18 protein-coding genes are annotated in these 20,980 nt (G+C 41.1%); 16 read left to right on the top strand and 2 right to left on the bottom strand.

Features of this window, described 5'->3' with window-relative positions; translation table 11 throughout:
• Positions 1-84: 84 nt before the first annotated feature.
• From FTU34_RS05685 to FTU34_RS05655, 7 genes are all read left to right on the top strand, one after another.
• Positions 85-1,056, top strand: coding sequence for an RluA family pseudouridine synthase (locus FTU34_RS05685; RefSeq protein ID WP_078189751.1), 972 nt, complete (start codon positions 85-87; stop codon positions 1,054-1,056).
• 151 nt (positions 1,057-1,207) lie between these two features.
• Positions 1,208-1,876 (top strand): HAD-IA family hydrolase, encoded by a 669-nt coding sequence (locus tag FTU34_RS05680; protein ID WP_180034976.1) that lies wholly within the window; start codon positions 1,208-1,210, stop codon positions 1,874-1,876.
• A 689-nt stretch (positions 1,877-2,565) separates the two neighbouring features.
• On the top strand, positions 2,566-3,363 hold the full coding sequence (gene mhpD / locus FTU34_RS05675; RefSeq protein ID WP_078189749.1) for a 2-keto-4-pentenoate hydratase: 798 nt from the start codon (positions 2,566-2,568) through the stop codon (positions 3,361-3,363).
• A 36-nt stretch (positions 3,364-3,399) separates the two neighbouring features.
• On the top strand, positions 3,400-4,296 hold the full coding sequence (locus tag FTU34_RS05670; RefSeq protein ID WP_078192779.1) for an acetaldehyde dehydrogenase (acetylating): 897 nt from the start codon (positions 3,400-3,402) through the stop codon (positions 4,294-4,296).
• Between the two features lie 11 nt (positions 4,297-4,307).
• Positions 4,308-5,327 carry a 4-hydroxy-2-oxovalerate aldolase gene (gene dmpG / locus FTU34_RS05665; protein WP_111884105.1) on the top strand — a complete coding sequence of 340 codons (1,020 nt, stop codon included), beginning with the start codon at positions 4,308-4,310 and terminating at the stop codon, positions 5,325-5,327.
• Between the two features lie 547 nt (positions 5,328-5,874).
• Entirely contained in the window at positions 5,875-7,143 is a 1,269-nt protein-coding gene (locus FTU34_RS05660; RefSeq protein ID WP_180034975.1) for an OprD family outer membrane porin, read from the top strand.
• A 294-nt stretch (positions 7,144-7,437) separates the two neighbouring features.
• Positions 7,438-8,295 carry an alpha/beta fold hydrolase gene (locus tag FTU34_RS05655; RefSeq protein ID WP_078192776.1) on the top strand — a complete coding sequence of 286 codons (858 nt, stop codon included), beginning with the start codon at positions 7,438-7,440 and terminating at the stop codon, positions 8,293-8,295.
• Between the two features lie 405 nt (positions 8,296-8,700).
• On the opposite strand, the gene hcaR is transcribed toward FTU34_RS05655, so the two are convergent.
• Positions 8,701-9,606, bottom strand: a complete 906-nt coding sequence (gene hcaR, locus FTU34_RS05650; RefSeq protein WP_078192775.1) for a DNA-binding transcriptional regulator HcaR — start codon at positions 9,604-9,606, stop codon at positions 8,701-8,703.
• Between the two features lie 278 nt (positions 9,607-9,884).
• Here hcaR and hcaE point away from each other — a divergent pair, with 278 nt between their 5' ends.
• The 9 genes from hcaE to FTU34_RS05605 all read left to right on the top strand — a co-directional run bounded on the left by hcaE (position 9,885) and on the right by FTU34_RS05605 (position 18,815).
• A complete protein-coding gene (gene hcaE / locus FTU34_RS05645) occupies positions 9,885-11,252 on the top strand; it encodes a 3-phenylpropionate/cinnamic acid dioxygenase subunit alpha (protein ID WP_078192774.1) in 1,368 nt (455 codons plus the stop codon).
• Positions 11,249-11,767: a 3-phenylpropionate/cinnamic acid dioxygenase subunit beta gene (gene hcaF, locus FTU34_RS05640; RefSeq protein WP_078192773.1), complete on the top strand. Its 519-nt coding sequence runs from the start codon at positions 11,249-11,251 to the stop codon at positions 11,765-11,767. Before hcaE ends, hcaF begins: the two co-directional genes overlap by 4 nt.
• A complete protein-coding gene (hcaC, locus tag FTU34_RS05635; protein WP_067763933.1) occupies positions 11,767-12,093 on the top strand; it encodes a 3-phenylpropionate/cinnamic acid dioxygenase ferredoxin subunit in 327 nt (108 codons plus the stop codon). The genes hcaF and hcaC overlap by 1 nt, the downstream gene beginning before the upstream one ends.
• 2 nt (positions 12,094-12,095) lie before the next feature.
• Complete coding sequence (hcaB, locus tag FTU34_RS05630; RefSeq protein ID WP_078192772.1) at positions 12,096-12,914, top strand: 3-phenylpropionate-dihydrodiol/cinnamic acid-dihydrodiol dehydrogenase; 819 nt, start codon at positions 12,096-12,098, stop codon at positions 12,912-12,914.
• A gap of 65 nt (positions 12,915-12,979) precedes the next feature.
• Entirely contained in the window at positions 12,980-13,942 is a 963-nt protein-coding gene (locus FTU34_RS05625) for a 3-carboxyethylcatechol 2,3-dioxygenase (RefSeq protein WP_180007135.1), read from the top strand.
• A gap of 11 nt (positions 13,943-13,953) precedes the next feature.
• A complete protein-coding gene (gene hcaD / locus FTU34_RS05620; protein WP_180034974.1) occupies positions 13,954-15,189 on the top strand; it encodes a 3-phenylpropionate/cinnamic acid dioxygenase ferredoxin--NAD(+) reductase subunit in 1,236 nt (411 codons plus the stop codon).
• A gap of 434 nt (positions 15,190-15,623) precedes the next feature.
• A complete protein-coding gene (locus tag FTU34_RS05615; protein ID WP_180034973.1) occupies positions 15,624-16,526 on the top strand; it encodes a DMT family transporter in 903 nt (300 codons plus the stop codon).
• Positions 16,527-16,757: 231 nt separating this feature from the next.
• A complete protein-coding gene (locus tag FTU34_RS05610) occupies positions 16,758-17,699 on the top strand; it encodes a cation diffusion facilitator family transporter (protein WP_180034972.1) in 942 nt (313 codons plus the stop codon).
• Between the two features lie 60 nt (positions 17,700-17,759).
• Positions 17,760-18,815 (top strand): MBL fold metallo-hydrolase, encoded by a 1,056-nt coding sequence (locus tag FTU34_RS05605; RefSeq protein ID WP_078192767.1) that lies wholly within the window; start codon positions 17,760-17,762, stop codon positions 18,813-18,815.
• An 81-nt stretch (positions 18,816-18,896) separates the two neighbouring features.
• Here the strand turns inward: FTU34_RS05605 and FTU34_RS05600 are convergent, their stop codons facing one another.
• Complete coding sequence (locus tag FTU34_RS05600; protein ID WP_111884100.1) at positions 18,897-20,417, bottom strand: catalase; 1,521 nt, start codon at positions 20,415-20,417, stop codon at positions 18,897-18,899.
• Positions 20,418-20,980 lie beyond the last annotated feature (563 nt).

Genomic DNA, 20,980 nt, shown 5'->3' with positions numbered 1-20,980 from the left:
TAAGCTTATGTTTCTTGCGAAAAGTATAGCTTAAATGATCATTTTTTAATCAATTTTAGTATTTTTTTAGGTCACAGTAACTGTATGAATTCTACGCAAGAATGGCAAAGCGTCACCTGGTTTGAAGTGGACGAGCATCAGGCGGGTCAACGTATTGATAATTTCCTGTTTAGTCGTCTGAAAGGTGTGCCTAAAAGTCGCATTTATCGTCTGATTCGTGAAAGCCAAGTCCGCGTCAATAAAAAACGCGTCAAAGCGGAAACCAAACTCAATATTGGTGACCAAGTTCGAGTTGCTCCAATTCGTTATGAGCAAAAAGATGAGTCTGCGGTTCCCGTATCGGACAAAGTGGCACAAAGTTTACTGAGCCGTGTGGTGTACGAAGATGAAGGCTTAATGGTGGTAAACAAACCTTCTGGTATTGCTGTTCACGGCGGTAGTGGTGTGGCGTATGGCTTGATCGAAGGCTTACGTGCCGCAACAGGGAAGAAATACCTTGAGCTGATTCACCGAATTGACCGCGACACTTCTGGTTTGGTGATGATTTCGAAAAAACGTAGTGTGTTAAAAAGCCTGCAAGACATGTTACGTGAGCACAAAATCCAAAAAACTTATGCTGCTGTGGTGAAAGGCGTGGTGAGTTTGGATAAGCAGCTCATTGATCAGCCTTTGCATCGTTACGAACTGGCAAATGGCGAGCGTCGTGTTCGTGTATCACCTAAAGAAGGTAAAGAGTCGAAGACGCTGTGGAACGTGAAAGAACGTTTTATGCATGCCACATTGGTGTATGCGTCTCCACTTTCGGGCCGTACCCATCAGATCCGTGTACATGGTTTAAGTATTGGTCATCCATTGGTGGGCGATGAAAAATATGGTCATGAAACTGAATACCGTGGTCCAAAGCCACGTCGTTTATGTCTGCATGCTATGCGTTTAGAAATTCCGGGTTACCAAACCATTGAAGCGCCATTGCCAGAAGATATGCAAAGCCTTGTGGCGCAGCTACGCGCGCAAAAAGCTGACAAAGTGGTGAAGTCTTCGGAAGATGACGAGTAAGTTTTAAATATTAGACTTCTCCCCCTGAGCAGGACTGCTTCGTAAGTTTTCTTTCGCCCTCTCCTTTAAGGAGAGGGTCGGGGTGAGGTAAATAAATTGATGCACTCCAGAATCTGAATTACCAAACACTGAATCAAATCTAGGAAAACGTATGAACTCAGCTGTAAAACTAGTCATTTTCGATTGGGATGGCACTTTATTTGATTCTGTGGGTCAAATTGTAGCGAGTTTAAAATTTGCAGCAGATCAATATTCACAGCCGCTGACCGATGCTGATGCGAAAAGTATTATTGGTTTAGGTCTGCCGGAAGTCGCACAGCGGTTATTTCCGACGGTTCCTGAATTGCACAGCGACATTTTGCAAAGTTATGCCGATCACTATGTGGCCCATTCCAAAGGGGATATGTGGTTTGATGGTGTCGCGGATATGTTGCAGGAATTACGCGATGTCGGTCTACAATTGGCTGTTGCAACAGGAAAAAGTCGTAAAGGTCTAGACCGTGTCTTGGCTCAAACGCAAAGTCATGAGTTGTTTCGTGCGACACGTGCAGCCAGTGAAACCAAATCTAAGCCAGATCCGTTGATGTTGGCAGAAATTTTGGCGGAAACAGGACTACGTGCCGATCAAGCCATTATGGTTGGTGATACGTCGTATGACTTGGAAATGGCACTGAATATTCAGATGCCACGTGTAGGCGTGAGCTATGGAGTGCATACTGTAGAAACACTCCAGTGTTTTCAACCCTTACATATTGCACATAGCGTAGGTGATTTGACTGAATTTCTACTAGAACACGTGAAATTACGTCTAGCTGTATAGTTTTAGATACAAACGAGTAAAAAGGGTGAAATTTGTTTTCACCTTTTTTGTTACCAAATGAATAGTAATTCAAGCTCTACTTGTTGAAATGAGTAAATTCAATTATTTAAAAAAGTAATAACACTAGATTTTTCTACAATAACAAGCAGTCTTCTAGCAAATTTACCTTAAAAAGTTGAGCGCAACTATTTGGCCTTTTACCACAAGCTGGAATAGATTTTTTGTTTGAATTTTTGGTTTTATCTTATTGTTATTTATTGATTTATTTTTAAATTTTCAATTTATTAAACTAAATCAGATGAAATTGAACACCTATGCGTAAAAGTTGGCATGACGCTAAAATAATCTTTTAATCTTATCTTTTAGTCGTATAAGCCAAGTTTTTTAGTAGAGATTCAGATTTAAGGGCGAAAAAAATAGTGAATTTTATTTAATTATTTTGACTTAAGTTTTTGAATATTAATAATAAATAATGATTAATTTATAGCTAATAGCTATAGTCATAAATAAAATAAGTATTGGTATTCACTTTCTAAAATCTCGATGCTAAATGCATCTAAACATAACGTGTAGTATGTCAAGTGAAATGCTTTAGGCGAATCCTGACATGACTTTCATCACTTTGATTTTGATGGTGATCGGGATGAAACACGTTGTGCATCCAATTTTTGCAGTTTAAGGAAACATTGATGTCGAATTCTGCTGTTGTTGAATCAGTTGCGCAAGCATTACGCGATGCGGAAGTAAATCAGGCTGCGATTGCACCGATCCGTCCACAACTTGGTGGTGAAAGTGCTGATGTAGATATTGCTTATGCCGTTCAAGAAGTGAATACCAAACGTGCGGTGGCAGAAGGTCGTCGCCTTGTAGGTCGTAAAATTGGCTTAACTTCAAAAGTTGTACAAGCGCAGTTAGGCGTTGATCAACCTGACTTCGGTATGTTGTTTGCTGACATGGCGTATGGCGATGGTGAAGAAATCCCTGCTGGTTTATTGATTCAGCCAAAAGTTGAAGCAGAAATTGCTTTGGTGATTAACCAAGATTTGACCAAAGAAAAACACACCTATGCAGACATTATTAGTGCAACAGAATATGCACTGCCTGCAATTGAAGTGGTCGATAGCCGTATTGAAAACTGGAAAATCTCGTTGATTGATACTGTGGCAGATAACGCATCTTCAGCAGGTTTTGTGCTGGGTTCTAAGCCTGTAAAACTTGCAGATCTTGACCTTGTAAATTGCAAAATGGTCATGACTCGTGGTGAAGAAGTGGTTTCACAAGGTGTGGGTAAAGCGTGTCTTTCTAACCCATTAAATGCAGCAGTGTGGTTGGCTGACGAAATGGTTCGTCGTGGTCGTCCATTGCTTGCAGGTGACATCGTATTGACCGGTGCCTTAGGCCCAATGGTTGTGGCAAATCCTGGTGATGAATTCAAAGTTGAAATTGAAGGCTTTGGTTCTGTGACTGCAGCATTTGCAGCGAAATAAGCTTGGGTTTTACGGAATTTTTAAGAGTACACATTCATGAAAAAGATTAAATGTGCATTGATCGGTCCAGGGAACATTGGTACTGACTTGCTTTACAAACTTCAACGCAGCGAATTTTTAGAACCAGTATGGATGGTTGGTATTGACCCGACGTCTGAAGGTTTGGCTCGCGCTGCTAAAATGGGTTTAAAAACCACTGCTGAAGGCGTAGATGGTTTACTTGCACACGTAATTGAAGACGACATTAAAATCGCATTTGATGCAACTTCTGCCTATGTTCATGCTGAAAACAGCCGCAAATTAAATGAACTTGGCGTGTTAATGATTGACTTAACACCTGCTGCAATCGGTCCATTCTGCGTACCACCAGTAAACTTAGAAGCGTTATTGGACGCAGGTGAAGTTCCGAACGTCAACATGGTGACATGTGGTGGTCAGGCAACGATTCCTATGGTTGCTGCGATTTCACGAGTTCAGCCTGTTGAATACGGCGAAATCATTGCAACAGTTTCAACAAAATCTGTGGGTCCAGGTACACGTAAAAACATTGATGAATTTACTCGTACGACTGCTGGCGCTATTGAAAAAGTGGGCGGTGCGAAACAAGGTAAAGCGATCATCATCATTAACCCTGCTGAGCCACCACTGATGATGCGTGATACTGTTCACTGTCTTGTTGAAGGTGAACCAGATCAAGCAGCAATCACTGAATCTGTACATGCGATGATTCTTGAAGTTCAAAAATATGTACCAGGTTACAAACTTGTAAATGGTCCTGTATTTGACGGTAACCGTGTTTCAATCTTCTTAGAAGTTGAAGGTTTAGGTGATTATCTTCCTAAATATGCAGGTAACCTCGACATTATGACTGCGGCAGCTGCACGTACTGCAGAAATGTTTGCAGAACGCGTATTAAACACTGCTGAAGCTTAAGGAATACCAAAATGTCTAAGATTATTATTAATGATATGACTTTACGTGATGGTATGCATCCTATGCGCCATCAAACTACACCTGAACAAATGGTTGCCATTGCAACTGCTTTGGATGATGCAGGTGTACCTTTAATCGAAGTTACGCATGGTGACGGCTTAGGCGGTAACTCTGTGAACTATGGTTTTGCAGCAGCAACCGATGAAGAATACCTAAAAGCGGTGATTCCAAACCTGAAACAGGCGAAAGTATCTGCACTTTTACTTCCTGGTATTGGTACGGTTGACCATTTGAAAATGGCACATGATGTTGGTGTAGCAACCATTCGTGTTGCAACGCACTCAACTGAAGCTGACGTTTCTGAACAGCACATTACGGCTGCACGTAAACTTGGCATGGACACTGTGGGCTTCTTGATGATGGCGCACATGGCAACTCCTGAAAAACTTTTGGAAGAAGCCAGCAAAATGGTGTCATACGGTGCAAACTGTATTTATGTGACTGACTCTGCTGGTTATATGTTGCCTCAAGACGTGACTGACCGCGTGGGTATTTTACGTGCCAACCTGGCTTCAGAGATCGAAATCGGTTTCCACGGTCACCATAACTTAGGTATGGGTGTTGCGAACTCTGTTTCAGCGGTTCAAGCTGGTGCAACGCGTGTCGATTTAGCTTCTGCAGGTTTAGGTGCAGGTGCAGGTAATACTCCACTTGAATTGTTTGTTGCGGTTGCCAACCGTATGCAAATGGAGACAGGTGTGGACTTGTTTAAAGTTCAAGATGTTGCGGAAGATTTAATCATTCCAATGATGACACATCAGATCCGTGCTGACCGTGATGCAGCAACTTTAGGTTATGCCGGTGTTTACTCATCATTCTTGTTATTCGCGAAACGTGCTGAAGCGAAATATGGCGTTTCTGCGCGTGAAATTCTTCTTGAGCTTGGTCGTCGTGGTACTGTTGGTGGTCAAGAAGATATGATCGAAGATTTGGCATTGACCATGTCTAAAGCAAAAGAAGCCAATGCTTAATTTGCTTTAAATCAAAAAGCGCCCGAAATGGGCGCTTTTTTTATGTCTGAAGTGGCTGTGTTGGTTTGAGATGGGCTTGAGATTACGTTGAGATTGATTTGAGGCATGAAAAGTGGATTGAAATAAGAAATGTCTTACGAACCAATGGCTGATTTCGAGCAGCCATAGTAGTAAAATTTAACTTTAAGTTATTGATGATTATATAAATTAAATATCATGTCATAGCTAAATTTTATAACTCAAATAAGGATAAATCTCAGTAAAAAACTTTGTTTAAACTTAAAAGCAATTAATACAGCGCATGTAATTGCAAAAAATAAAAAACTTTAAATTTTATATTAATAAAACATGGGGTTAATTTAATCAGTTGTTCTAAATGATAAAAAAGAGTTATTGTTTTAATCTCTAAGGAAAATAACCAGAAATAGCTTCCAAAGTTCAAGTCGTACAAAAGCCTGATAAACCTTAATACTGTAGTCGGATTTTTTTCCAAGGTATTGTTGAGCATGATGATGTCATAGCTTAATTTGATCACTGGGAATAAGCCATGCGTCGTCAAAATTTATGGATAGCAATTCTTGCTGCGACAGCAACATTAGGAACATCTGCAACTTATGCGGACTTTGTTGACGACAGCCAAGTACAATTGAAATTTAAAAACTTCTACTTAGACCGTCAAATTAAAGAAAATCCGGCGGGTAACTGGGGTTCATGGTCACAGGGTGTGACTTTGGATGCCAAGTCAGGGTATCAAGATATTGGTGCAGGTATTCAAGTGGGTGCGGACCTGCTGGTACAGCATGCCTTTAAACTCAATGGCCGTGATACCAATGCAGACTTTATTTTGCCGCACGATGGTAAAGAATCAAAAGATAACTTTGGTAAAGTGGGTGTGACCCTTAAAGCCAAAGTGTCAAAAACTGAATTGAAAGTGGGCGAGCTATTGCCGGTATCTCCAGTGCTAGTATTTGATCCATCACGTCAGTTGCTGACTACTTACAGCGGTGCATGGCTGGAGTCGAAAGACCTGAAAGATACCAAGTTGACCGTGGCTTATATTGACGGTATTAATAATCGTTATGATAACCAGTTCCGTGATTTAACTTTATTTTCACCAGGTAAAGAGCTGCCGAATGGAAAAATAGGTCATTTTGACAACGGTCCAGCATCTGACGGGATGTATATTGCGGGGATTGATCACCAATTTACGCCTGAAATTGGTGGTAGCTATTGGTATGCCGATGTTCAAGACATTTACACACAGCAATATGTCGGCGCGAACTATAAAACTAAGTTAGGTGACAAAGCCAAACTGGATAGCCATATCCGTTATTTTGACAACTCAGATTCGGGTGACAAACTGTATGGCGAAATTGATAACCAAGCGTTATCGGTTGGTGCGAAAGTGAATTACGGTTCGCATACCTTTGGTTTGGGTTATCAACAAATGTTTGGTGATAATGCATTCCCAACACTGGGTGGATGGGTGCCGCAGCCGTACTTAGTCAACTGGGGTATAGCAACATTTACTGCAAAAAATGAAAAATCATGGGGCTTTACTTATGGTTATGATTTCTCAGAAATGGGTGTGAAAGGCTTAAATACAACTGCTGTGTATTTCACAGGTTCAGATGCAGAAATTGCTGGTCTTAAAGATCAGAAGTCAGATGAATTGAACTTAATTGTGAACTACACCGTGCCTGAAGGTAAGTTGAAGGGCTTAGGCTTCCAGGCAATGTATATCGATGCCGATTTCGATTACAAATCTGACTTGCAAGAGTACCGTGTCGCGACAACTTATACTTATAAGTTCTAATTTCTCAGGATAAAAAAGAGGGAAGTGGATTCATTGCTTCCCTTTTTATTTGCTGGGTTATTTAAAAAAGAAATACCTCAAAGATTTTATGGATATATTTTTGAGTTATATATTTAAAAAACAATAACTTAAATTATAGTCTATTTGTTGTTTATGATCGTAAATATGTATCAGTTAGCAGTGGCTGAACAGGTAATATGAGACTGTAAAAACCACAAAATCCAAAAGAGTCCCCCTTGTGTTTAAATCCGCTATGGATTGAAACATAAGCTCTACGCAATACGAGGAGCATGTATGAGCACTGTTCAGATTCCTGACTATACAACTGATTCATTCTTTGGTTTAGAAGATAAATGGATTGAAACTGCTGAAGGCGAATTAACGCATTACCACGAAGTGGGTGAAGGCACACCAATTCTATTTTTACACGGTTCAGGTACAGGTGTATCTGCTGCTGCAAACTGGTGGTTAAACCTTCCACAAATTGGTGAACAAGCACGTTGTATCGCTATCGATACGATTGGTTATGGTCAAACTGTTGTTGCACCGAATACTGCTTATGGTATCCGTGCTTGGGTTGATCACGCTGTACGTACGTTAGATGCCCTAGGTATTGAAAAAACTTGGTTAGTGGGTAACTCACTCGGTGGCTGGTTAGCATTCCAAATGGCTTTGGACTATCCAGAACGTGTATTGGGTATCGTTTCTATGGGTACAGGCGGTGCTAAACAAACTGCAGCACTTAAAGCACATGCAAACCCTGTATTAACCGAAGAAGGCATCAAGAAAACCTTGTCTATGTTTGTTGTAAACAAAGACTTGATCACAGACGAATTGGTAAAAGTACGTTTTGCATCTGCTGCAAATGACTATGCATCAAATCGTTTGATGGATGTTGTTGGCGCACGTGACCGTGACCGTTTCGAATTCCCATTAGATTTTGAAAAAATGAAAGACATTACTGTGCCAGTATTGTTGATTCACGGTGTACAAGACGTGGTGATTCCTGTATCTCGTACGTGGGATATTTTGAATACCGTTCCTCATGCTGATGCGCATATTTTCAGCCAATGTGGCCACTGGTCTCAAGTTGAAAAAGCAGAAGAATTCAACACCGTGATTAAAGATTATTTAAAAGCGCGTGGTGTGTAATTTCTTGTCACTGACATGAAATTCAAAAAAAGGATGGTTTTGCCATCCTTTTTTTTTATAAATCTTTTGAAAGAAATACTTTAAATGAGTATTATTCTCATTATCAGGTCGACAGTGTACGGTCTAAATCAGTAAAAAGGCATAAAATAAGCTCATCTAAATGGTTGGGGAAGGGGAATTATTTATTAGACTTAAGTTGTAAATCGGCTATTCTTAGCAATTTTTATCAATGTCTAAACTAAAATTTATAAGTTATTTTCCATCAAGTCGATATGCATGATAGATAAAATGCGTCGATTAAAACATTTAAACGATTAAAAAAGCGACTTTTTAGCCATAAAAAAAGCACCATTATTTATTTCAAAAATAATGGTGCTATATCTATAAATTATGACTTGGCGAAAATTAACGCTGTTCGCGATTGATATCGAGATAAAAAACTTTGGTTAGCAGTTCAAGGAATTTATCTACAGCCACAGAACTCGCCGTTTTTCGGTAACTTACGTACAGGTCTAGATACGGTAATTCGACATCTAAAGGACGAATGACAGTATTGTTCATGGTCAATGGCGCGATGTATCCCGGTAGGATCGTGCAGCCTAAACCCATGCCGATGGAGTTAATGTTAAACAGGATATTGTCGGCTTTTTGCACGATATTAAATTGAACGCCATGGTTAGAAGCAAAGTCTAAAATGGCTTCATGCAATGTGCCTGATTGTTCGCGTGCAGGAATGATAAAATCAATACCATTCAATGCTTTAACTGGAATACGTTCGTACTTCGCTAAAGGGTGATCTTTGGGTAAAATAAAGATCAATGGTTCACGTAGTACAAACTGACTTTCAATTTCGTCGCTATGAAAGTTATTGCGAGTAAAAGTGATATCTAATTCACCTTTTTGTAGCAATTTCATCTGATCGCGATTATTTAAACTAAGTAATTCAATTTTGAGTTCTGGGTTTTGAACACGCAGATTTGGCAAGACGTATGGGAAGATTTTCATCTCTGCGACAGGCACAAAACCAATCCGTAGCATCTGTTGTTTGGCTTGTGAAACCTGACGTGCCATCGCTACGGCCTTGTCTGCTTGAGCTAGTGTCAAACGTGCTTGTTCTAGAAATACGGCACCTTCTTCTGTGAGCTCAACTTTGCGTTTAGTCCGGTGCAACAATTTTACGCCGACATCTTCTTCAAGATCTTTAATTTGTTGGCTTAAAGAAGGTTGAGCAGTATAAAGTTTTAACGCAGCTTTACTGAAATTGAGTTCTTCAGCAACAGTAATGAAGTAGCGTAAGTGTCGTAATTCCATATAATCAACCCGTGGAGTAATCCAAAAAATGTCTTACTTAGAAGTTCGTTCAGTATAATCTATAAACAACTATTGCGTGAGGATTATTTTGCCATTCACGAAATAAATGGTGTTCTCGGTAATTTAAAAAAAATACTATAAAAAAAATCTACCGTAATAATCCATAAAATCTCTTAATTAAAACAAAATAAATATTTCCCGAATATCGCTCTAAAATCCATCATCGTTGAAAAGTTGAGTCTATTACTTTGTGCCTTATGGTCACAGGAGAGCTTTTCATGAGTGGAAAAATTGATGTGCGCGAAATCGATGCTTTAGTCGATGCACAAAATGGACGTATCACGCCATCTATCTATACAGATCCAGACATCTACGAACTTGAATTAGAACGTGTGTTCGGTCGTACATGGTTATTCCTATGCCATGAGAGCCAAATTCCTAAAGCTGGCGATTTCTTCAATACCTATATGGGTGAAGATCCAATCATCGTGGCACGTCAAAAAGATGGCTCAATCAAAGCATTCTTAAACCAATGTCGTCACCGCTCTATGCGTGTGAGCTTCGCGGACTGTGGTAATACACGTGCGTTCACTTGCCCATACCACGGCTGGTCATACGGTATTGACGGTTCTCTAAAAGATATCCCGCTTGAAGATCGTGCTTACCCACATGGTGCATGTAAAGAGCAATGGGGTCTGGTAGAAGTTAACCGCGTTAAATCATACAAAGGCTTAGTATTCGGCTGCTGGGATGAAACAACTCCAGATCTAGAAGAATACATGGGCGATATCGCTTGGTACCTGGACGGCGTTGTAGACCGTCGTGAAGGTGGTACTGTGATCGTTGGTGGTGTACACAAATGGGAAATCGACTGTAACTGGAAATTTGCAGCTGAACAGTTCGCTTCTGACCAATACCACGCGTTGTTCTCTCATGCATCTGCGATTCAGGTGCTTGGTGCTAAACCAGATGATGAATCTTCTAAGAAATTAGGTGCTGCACAAACTGCCCGTCCAGTTTGGGAAACTGCGAAAGACGCGATCCAATACGGTTCACGTGGTCACGGTTCAGGCTTCTTCTTCACTGAGAAACCAGACGCAAACGTATGGGTGGATGGTGAAGTAGCAAACTACTTCCGTGAAACGTATGAAGAAGTGAAAGAACGCCTAGGGGAAACTCGTGCACTGCGTCTTGCTGGTCACAACACCATGTTCCCAACACTATCTTGGTTGAACGGTACTGCAACGCTTCGTGTATGGCACCCACGTGGTCCAAACAAGACTGAAGTATGGGCATTCTGTATCTGTGATGCGGACGCGCCAGAAGATGTACAAGCAGCATTTGAACGTTCTGCAACACGTGCCTTCGGTCCTGCTGGTTTCCTAGAGCAAGATGACTCTGAAAACTGGATCGAAATCCAAAAAGTATTACGTGGTTATAAAGCACGTCAAAACAAACTCATTATGGAAATGGGTAAAGGCAACGAGAAAGTACGTGAAGATGGTATCCCGGGTATCACTAACTATATTTTCTCTGAGACTGCAGCACGTGGTATGTACCGCCGTTGGGCAGATTTATTGATTCATGAAAAATGGGAAGACGTTGAAGCTGCGGCTGACGAATATGAGAAGGAGCTTATGAAATGAGTCAAATCAGTTTAGAACTTCATCACCAAATTAGTCAGTTCCTCTATCGTGAAGCAAAATTGCTTGACGACTGGAAATTCCGCGAATGGTTAGACGTATTGGCAGAAGATATTTCTTATACCTTGCGTACTACACCGAACGCTCAAACTCGTGACCGTCGCCGTTCGATCGAGCCACCTACAACTTGGGTATTTAACGATACCAAAGATTTGTTGGAACGCCGTGTTGCCCGTCTTGAGACAGGTATGGCATGGGCCGAAGAACCTCCTTCACGTACAACACACATGGTTTCAAATGTGATTGTTGAAGCGACTGAAGTTGAAGGCGAATACGACGTTTACGTAACGTACTTGTTGTACCGTACCCAGAAAGAGAAAGATGTAACAATCTACTGTGGTAAGCGTCACGACAAGATCCGCAAAGTCGACACTGAGCAAGGGTTCGAAATCTTCAACCGTAAGATTACCCTTGATCAGGTGACTTACAACTCACATAACCTGAGCGTGTTCTTCTAATGAATAAGATTTTTGTTTGCCAAGTTGACGAATTAGACGAAGGCGAAGCATTGAAAGTAGATTGCGGCGTTAACGGTATCGATGCGCTTGCAGTATTCAACAACAATGGCGAATTTTTCGCGATGAACGACCGTTGTTCACATGGTAATGCTTCAATGTCTGAAGGTTACCTTGAAGATGATGGCACTGTTGAATGTCCACTTCATTCGGCTCGATTCTGTTTGAAAACTGGTCAAGCATTATGCTTACCAGCAACAGATCCTATCAAAACATTCCCTGTGATTGTTGAAGATGGTGCTTTATACGTAGAGATGGCAGGAGAGTAATCATGGGTTGGCTACAAGGCGAAGTTGCACTTATTACCGGTGGTGGTTCAGGCTTAGGCTGGGCATTGGTTGAACGTTTCTTAGAAGAAGGTGCACAAGTTGCTGTTCTTCAACGTTCTCAATCGAAAGTTGATGCATTGAAAGAACATTTTGGTGACCGCGTGCTTGCGATCGCAGGAGATGTAGCCAGCTATGAGGATAATGTTCGTGCAGTACAAGCAACTGTAGAACATTATGGCAAACTTGACTGTTTCGTCGGAAACGCAGGTATCTGGGATCATTACGCAGATATCGTCAATACATCGGGTGAACAGCTGGAAAAAGCTTTTGATGAGATTATGGGTATTAACACCAAATCTCTCATCTTAGGTGCCAAAGCTGCACTTGATGCATTGATAGCTTCGGAAGGTTCTATCATATTTACTTTGTCTAACTCAGCACTGTATTCGGCAGGCGGAGGCCCTGTATACACAGCGTCTAAGCATGCTGGCGTTGGGATCATGAAAGAATTAGCCTACGAGCTTGCGCCTAAAGTACGAGTGAACGCTGTTGCTCCGTCGGGTATGAATGTAAACATCAAAGGTGCTGCTTCTTTAGGCCAAGAAAACCTCGGTCTACTCGATGCACGCGATCCTGAGAAGATTGCACGCGGCATGCCGCTCAATTTCTTACCCGAACCTGAAGATATGACTGGTTCATACGTGTTATTGGCTTCTCGTCAAAACAACCGCCCATTAACTGGTGTTTTAATTAATGCTGAATGTGGTCTGGGTATCCGTGGTTTACGACAACCACGTGCTGGCTTCTTTGACGAGATTTAATTCGCCAAATACGTAAAGGACTTACTCGGCAGCCGTCTTGGCTGCCTTCCGTTTAGGAGTCACCCATGGCCGTTAAACTTATTTGTGCATCGCACAGTCCCCTAATGGAATTCGCTTCTCCGCAAGAGAAATACAAAGAGGAAAAAGTTCGCGAAACTTTTGCCAAACTCGCTAAAGAAGTTGAAGACTATAATCCAACATTGATCATTACTTTTGGTCCAGACCATTTCAATGGTTTCTTCTATGACCTCATGCCATCTTTCTGCGTCGGTATTCGTGCCAAAGCAGCAGGTGATTGGGATTATGGTAAAGACAATGACCACATTAATGTGCCTGAAGAAACAGCAATCAGTCTGGTTCGTCGCGTATTGGATGAAGGTGTCGATGTTGCATACTCTTATCGTATGCAGGCAGACCACGGTGTGACTCAACCATTACATTTCCTTTGTGGTGGCAAGCTTGATCGTTATCCAACGATTCCAATTTTTATCAATGGTGCAGCTGCACCGATGCCAACAACCAAGCGTACAGTCGCTTTGGGTCGTGCAGTCGGTCAGTTCATTAAATCATTGAACTTAGAGAATGAACGTGTACTTGTTTTGGGTACAGGTGGTTTGTCTCATGATCCACCAACGCCGCAAATGGGTTCAGTTCCACCAGAAGTGGAAGAGTTCCTGATTGCAGGTCGTAATCCAACTGAAGAGGCACGTAATACACGTCAAGGCAAAATCATTGCTGTCGGTCAAAAACTCGCAGCGGGTGATACTTCTGTCGCAGTGCCTTTAAACCCAGAATGGGATCGTGCATTGCTTGATACTTTCGCCAAAGCTGACTTTGCTGCCATTGAAGCGATGACTGAAGCTGAAATTCGTGTTGAAGGCGGTCGTGGCGGTCAAGAAGTTCGTTCTTGGATGGCTGCTTTTGCTGCACTACATGAAGTGGGCGAATACGACATGACAACACATTGCTACGAAGATATTAGTGAGTGGATTGCGGGCTTCGGCATCGTATCTGCAGAATTGAAATAAGGAACAAACCCATGAGCCAAAATGGTATCGAAACCATCGTTATTGTTGGAGCTGGTCAAGCTGGTGCTAGCGCCATTTTAGAACTCCGTGCGAACAAGTATGAAGGCAAAATCATTTTGGTGGGTGATGAAACACATCTTCCTTATGAACGTCCGCCTTTGTCTAAAGACGTAATTCTAAAACCTGAAGAGACCAAAATCGAAATTCTGTCAGAAGAAAAATTGGCAGAACTCGGTGTTGAACATATTCGTGGCAATGGCGTTGTGAAAATCCATAGCGATGCGAAAACAGTTGAACTGAAAAATGGCGAAATTGTTGCATTTGACAAGTTGCTTCTAGCAACCGGTGGTGCAGCACGCCGTTTACCGAATTTCGATGCTTTGGGTAAACACGTTTATACCTTACGTAACCTTGAAGATTCACAAGCATTGGTGCCTGTATTACAAGCGGGTCGCCGTATTGTATTGATCGGCGGTGGTGTGATTGGTCTTGAGCTTGCTTCTTCAGCACGTTCTAAAGACTGTATCGTGACCGTGATTGAAATGGGTCCAATGGTCATGGGTCGTTCATCTCCACGTGTTTTAAGTGAATTCTTATTGGCACAGCAACGTCTTGCAGGTGTAGATGTTCGTCTTTCGACTTCTATTGCTAACTGTAAGCTTGATGGCGAAGAAGTGGTGATCACGCTTGAAGGCGGTGAAGAACTTCGTGCCGATGCAGTGATCTATGGTATTGGCATTGTGCCAAATGCTCAACTTGCGGTTGATGCAGGTTTAGACGTTGATTTTGCCATTAAAGTGAATGATAACTGCCAAACTTCGCATCCAGATATTTATGCAGCGGGTGACGTTGCGACTCAGCTTCGTGACTGTGGTAACCACCGCCGTGTGGAAACGTGGGAAAATGCGAACTTGCAAGCAGGTATCTTTGCTCGTCATGTAATGGGTGTTGAACATCCAACCCCAAATCCAGCGTGGTTCTGGACAGATCAGTTAAATATCAACTATCAATTTGTAGGTGATATGGCTGCAAGCGAATGGATTGCACGTGGCGAAGTTAATCCTGAATTAGCTGCAGAATCATCATTTGTTTTATTTGGTGTTACTGACGGTGTAATCGTGGGTGGTATCACTGTAAATGCTGCGAAAGAGATGCGTCATTTGAAAAAATTGATTAGCAAGAATGCGGCGTTTGAAGCGGATAAATATTTAGATTTAAGCCAAGATTTACGTAAACTTGTAAAGTAAGCTGAATGTCTAAGAGGAGCAGACTTACGGTAACGTAGGTCTGTTTTTTTATGTCTTTAGTTTTAGCATTGCACTTATAAAGCTATTTTGTAGTCCATGTATATAGTTTTAGCTTATATAGATCTATTCAACGGTTTTAATCCTCCAAGCCCACCTTTTTCAAAGGAGGGAGTAGTCTTTGTGAAGAATGGATTTCGTTTGGATGATTCCCCCTCTTTTTTTAAAGAGGGGTTAGGGGAGATTATTGATCGTTTGAAGAGAAGTCCTTATACCCCAAACGATCGGGTGGCATTCATACCGCCTCCAATTTAGTTGATAAAGGGGAGAACAATAATTGGTCTTAAACTTTATTAGTTAATGGTCTTACGAGTAGTTCCAGATCTGAATAGTGGGTTTCAGGTTAAGTCGTTAGAACAATCAAATTTGAGAATGAAATGAAATCTTCACTGCCGCTGACGGCAAGTATATATGCTCTTTTGGTACTGATTTGGGCGACGACGCCGCTCGCGATTGTGTGGAGTGTGCAGGAAATACATCCGATGTGGGTGTTGATTATCCGTTACTTCGGCGCATCTATTATTGCGCTGTTTCTGTTGAAATTGATGCGTGATCCTTTGCCGTTTGATGAAACCTCATTAAAAAGTTATGTGGCAGGGAGTTTGAATTTGATTGGCGCACAGTTGTTTATTTATCTCGCAGCCAATTATCTCACCTCTGGTTTAATGGCACTGATTTTTGGTTTTTCACCCTTAATTGCCGGTTTGATTGGGCATGTAATTTTAAAAACACATAAATTGGTCGCTTTGCAGTGGTTGGGCATGGCGGTTGCAGTGGGAGGTCTAACTTTTGTCTTTGCAGATTCTGCTGATAGCAAAGTCAATCCAATTGGCGTTGTACTGATGCTAATCAGCATGGTGTCGTATATTAGTTCGATTTTTTGGGTGAAACAGATTAACGCACCGTTAAAGCCGATGTCACAGGCAACCGGTTCCCTGATTGTTTCAGCTTTAGGATCGATGCTCATTATTCCTTTTATCTGGCAGCATTTTCCAACCGAATTGCCAAGCGGCCGTGCAATGATTGGATTTGTCTTTACCATGATCATGTCATCCATTGTAGCAATGCTGTGTTACTTCTGGCTGATCAAACGTTTGGCGGCATCAACGGTGTCACTCAGTAATGTGATGACACCTGTCATAGCATTGGTTTTGGGAGCGACGTTGAACAGTGAACATATTAGCTCCAATGCCTTTGTTGGAATCGTGGTCGTGATGTTTGGTATTGTGATGTACTTTTGGAAAGAGTGGCGCGAGAAATATTTTAATAAAGTACGTTGAACCGTGTACATCTACGGAATTATAAGGAAGCTGCGGCTTCCTTTTTTTTTCTATACCTTTGCGCTAAAGAGCGTGTTTCACATGGAACATGATGGCATTGTCGAAACAATCGACAGTTGGTGTAAAAACAACAAAATAACAAACAACAGCTACAGTCAGTTTGAGTACTATGGAATGAGCTATAAAATCAAATAGATCTGTTTGATAAAAATAAATTTAGGACAATTTTAAATGTCTGAATCTAACAAAATCGTGGTATATGCAGCGCTCTTCGGCAATTTAGCGATTGCACTGGTGAAGTTTGTCGCTGCCTATATCACGAATAGTTCGGCCATGTTGAGTGAAGCTATTCACTCTGTGGTTGATACTTTAAATGAAATCTTACTGCTCTACGGTATGAAAAAATCGCAGCAGCCAGCAAATGCACGCCATCCGTTTGGCTATGGGCGAGAGCTGTATTTTTGGGCTTTTATTGTGGCGTTGATGGTCTTTGCTTTGGGTGCGATCGTGTCGATTTATCAAGGGGTTAGTCATATTTATCATCCCGAAGAAATGCAAAATCCGATGATTAACTATATCGTATTAGGTATTGCGATTTTGTGTGAAGGGACGTCTTGGTTTGTGGCATTGAAAGCATTTCGTAAAATCAAAGGGAAACAGGGCTATTTTGAAGCATTTCGACGCAGTAAAGATCCGACGACATTTACCGTGTTATTTGAAGATTCAGCAGCGCTGATTGGTCTGTTTATTGCCCTGATCGGTATCTATTTATCACACGCGCTGAATATGCCAATGCTTGATGGTCTGGCATCAATTCTAATTGGGGTTGTACTCGCTATTTCAGCAATTTTACTTGCACGTGAGACTAAAGGATTGCTCATGGGAGAAACTGCTGATCCACAATTGAGGCATAATGTCTTGATGGTTGCAGAGCAAGATCCAGCAGTGCATTCTGCCAATGGGGTGTTAACAGAGCAGATGGGTGCACATCAAGTTTTGGCATCTTTGAGTCTTGAATTTAAAGATAATTTAACGTCAGATGATATAGAAGCTTGTGTCAACAGAATTGAAGCACAAATTAAACAGCTTCATCCTGAAATTGTGGCACTCTTTGTCAAGCCTCAATCTCGGAAGGTTTGGCTTGAGCGCATGAAAGGTCGTCTTGATCAATAGGTCTGCGAGGTTAAATACTTTGCAAGGTTTGTCAGCATAGTGAATGAATTTTAAATACACATGAATCAAAAAACTCAATCAGCACAGTTTCAAATCAGTACTAAAAGCTGTATGAAACATACGTGGACGAAGCCTGTATTTGATTATCTGGCAACTGACCATTTTAATGGGGAAAAATTCTTTAATACCCTTCGAAATCCCGATGCGTTTACGCGTAAAGATATGCTGAAATGGATCATGACGCGTAAAAGCGATACATGGAAAGTAGATCGTGAGCAAGAATACCAACAGTTTTTTGCTTCTTCGCGTAGCATTCCGCACAATCGGCCATTGGCTAAAATGGATGATTGGTTGGTTTGGTTTGTCGGACATGCGACGGTTTTGATTCAAATTGGGCCATATAATTTTTTGACCGATCCTGTATGGGCGGAGTATGCAGGCCCACGTCAAGGGACTGGACCACGACGTGCTTGTCCTGCAGGAATTGCCTTAGAAGAATTACCTACAATTCATGGGGTTTTACTGAGCCATAATCATTATGATCATATGGATTTAGCAACCTTGAATTGGTTACATGAACAATTTGCTATGCCGATTTATACTGGTTTAGGCAATGCTTATTATTTACCCACACATTTCAATGTCATTGAACTTGATTGGTGGCAATCGGAAATGTTTGAAGATTTGCGTATCGTTTATACGCCTGCACAGCATGGTTCAGGTCGTGGTTGGCGAGATCAAAATCATGCCTTATGGGGAGGTTTTTCCATCGTGCATAGTACAGGACATTTCTTCTTTGCTGGAGATACGGGCTATGCCGCACATTTCAAACAAATCCATACACGCTTAGGTGCACCCCGAGTAGCGTTATTACCGATTGGAGCTTATGAGCCACGTCGTTTAATGAAATATTTGCACATGAATCCCGAAGAAGCTTTTCAGGCGCATAAAGATTTACAGTCAAAATGTTCATTGGCAATGCATTATCGGACTTTTCAGTTGACTGATGAAGCTAGAGACCAACCTGAACATGACTTACATCATGCAATGCGAAAAACATCAAAGTTAATGAATCCATTTTTAACCATGCATGAAGGCAAAAAATTGATTGTTTAAGGATTAATAGACGGTAGTTGGAATATTTAATGCCAAGAAAAAACCACCTTAAAAGGTGGTTTTTTTATTCAAAGATAAAACTTAAAGCAAGCCTGGATTACCTTGAGCTGGATCAGTTGCACGAGCAGCTTGCGCATCCGCTACAGTTAAGCCTAATGCTTTTGCAACACCTTCACCATAAGCTGGATCACATGCGTAACAGTTACGGATATGACGATATTTGATGAAGTCGAGTGCATCGCCCATTGCGCCAGCAGTGTTATTAAACAATGCTTGTTTTTGTTCATCATTCATTAAGTTGAATAATGCACGTGGTTGACTGAAATAGTCGCTGTCATCTTCACGATAATCCCACAAGTCAGCATCACCAGTAATTTTCAATGGTGGTTCTTTGTATTGTGGTTGCTCTTGCCATTGGCTGAAGCTGTTTGGTTCATAATGCGGTGTTGCACCATAGTTACCATCCATACGGCCTTGACCATCACGACGGTTGGAATGAACAGGGCAACGTGGTGCATTTACAGGAATTTGGTAATGGTTTACACCCACGCGATAACGTGCAGCATCAGCATAGTTGAATAAACGCGCTTGCAGCATACGGTCAGGTGAGAAGCTAATGCCCGGCACCAAGTTACTTGGTGCAAAAGCGGCTTGTTCAACATCTTGGAAATAGTTTTCAGGATTACGGTTGAGTTCGAATTCACCCACTTCAATCAACGGATAGTCGCCTTTAGGCCATACTTTGGTTAAATCAAATGGGTGATAAGGTACTTTTTCTGCATCAAGTTCAGGCATAATTTGAACGTACATTTTCCATTTTGGAAAATCGCCGCGTTCAATTGCATTGAACAGATCGGTTTGTGAGCTTTCACGGTCTTTGGCAATAATCGCTTCAGCTTCAGCATCGGTTAAGTTTTTAATGCCTTGTTGAGTGCGCATGTGGAATTTAACCCAGAAGCGTTCATTATTGGCATTAATAAAACTGAAAGTATGGCTACCAAAACCATGCATATGACGGTAACCATCTGGAATACCGCGGTCAGACATCACAATCGTAACTTGGTGTAGAGCTTCAGGTAGTAAAGTCCAAAAATCCCAGTTATTAGTTGCACTACGCTTATTGGTTTTTGGATCACGTTTCACTGCTTTATTTAAGTCAGGGAATTTACGTGCATCACGTAGGAAGAAGACAGGGGTGTTATTACCAACTAAATCCCAGTTACCTTCTTCAGTATAGAATTTAAGGGCAAAACCACGAATATCGCGTTCTGCATCTGCAGCACCACGCTCACCCGCTACGGTAGAGAAACGAGCAAAAAGTTCAGTTTTTTTACCAACTTCTGAGAAAATTTTAGCGCGGGTATATTGGGTAATATCGTTAGTCACGGTAAACGTACCGAAAGCACCAGAACCTTTGGCATGCATACGACGCTCTGGAATTACTTCACGAACGAAATTACCGAGTTTTTCATTAAGCCATAGGTCTTGGGCAAGCAAAGGACCACGTGCACCTGCCGTCATACTGTTCTGATTATCTACAACAGGAGCACCAGCATCAGTTGTTAGGTGGGTGACAGGACATTTTTTAACGTCGTCGCTCATTGAGTATCTCCATTATTATAATCATGTATTAAAGTTGGGAGTTATAACCTTTCAATTGATAACACGCTCAACAGCACATGACATTAACCGTTTTGTTAATTCATTTTAAAGTGACAATGTGACAACAGTTTTTCTCTCATTCTAAAATTTTTCAAGCAGCAATCAATCGAAGAGAAGTCATAAAACTGTAGCCGTTAAAAGCTTAAAAATCTTTATATACTTATTGACTCTAAAGCTTTCTGTGGCTTTTGACAAATGGAAAAATAGTTTTGAATAAATGGTTAATTCGATGAATCAAGTTATTGAATTTATATTATTTATTTATATATTTTGTTTTAATATTTTATCGATGAATTAAACTCAAATATATAGCTATGACAGGTAGAACAGGACGAACTAATTAAATCCATATTTTTATTATGGATTTTGGCCTTAATATAGGTTTTTTAGCTGATTCTAGTTAATGAAAGACATTTTTATGTTGTTAATATTGCAGAGCTTTTCAACATTAAAGACATTATTTAATACTTAAAATAAGCTAAAAATACAGCTGAAGAAATATT

The organism is Acinetobacter sp. YH12094, assembly GCF_013419295.1.
GTDB lineage: Bacteria > Pseudomonadota > Gammaproteobacteria > Pseudomonadales > Moraxellaceae > Acinetobacter > Acinetobacter amyesii.
The sequence above is the reverse complement of the archived record's forward strand: the minus strand, read 5'-3'. Positions and strand labels throughout refer to the sequence as shown.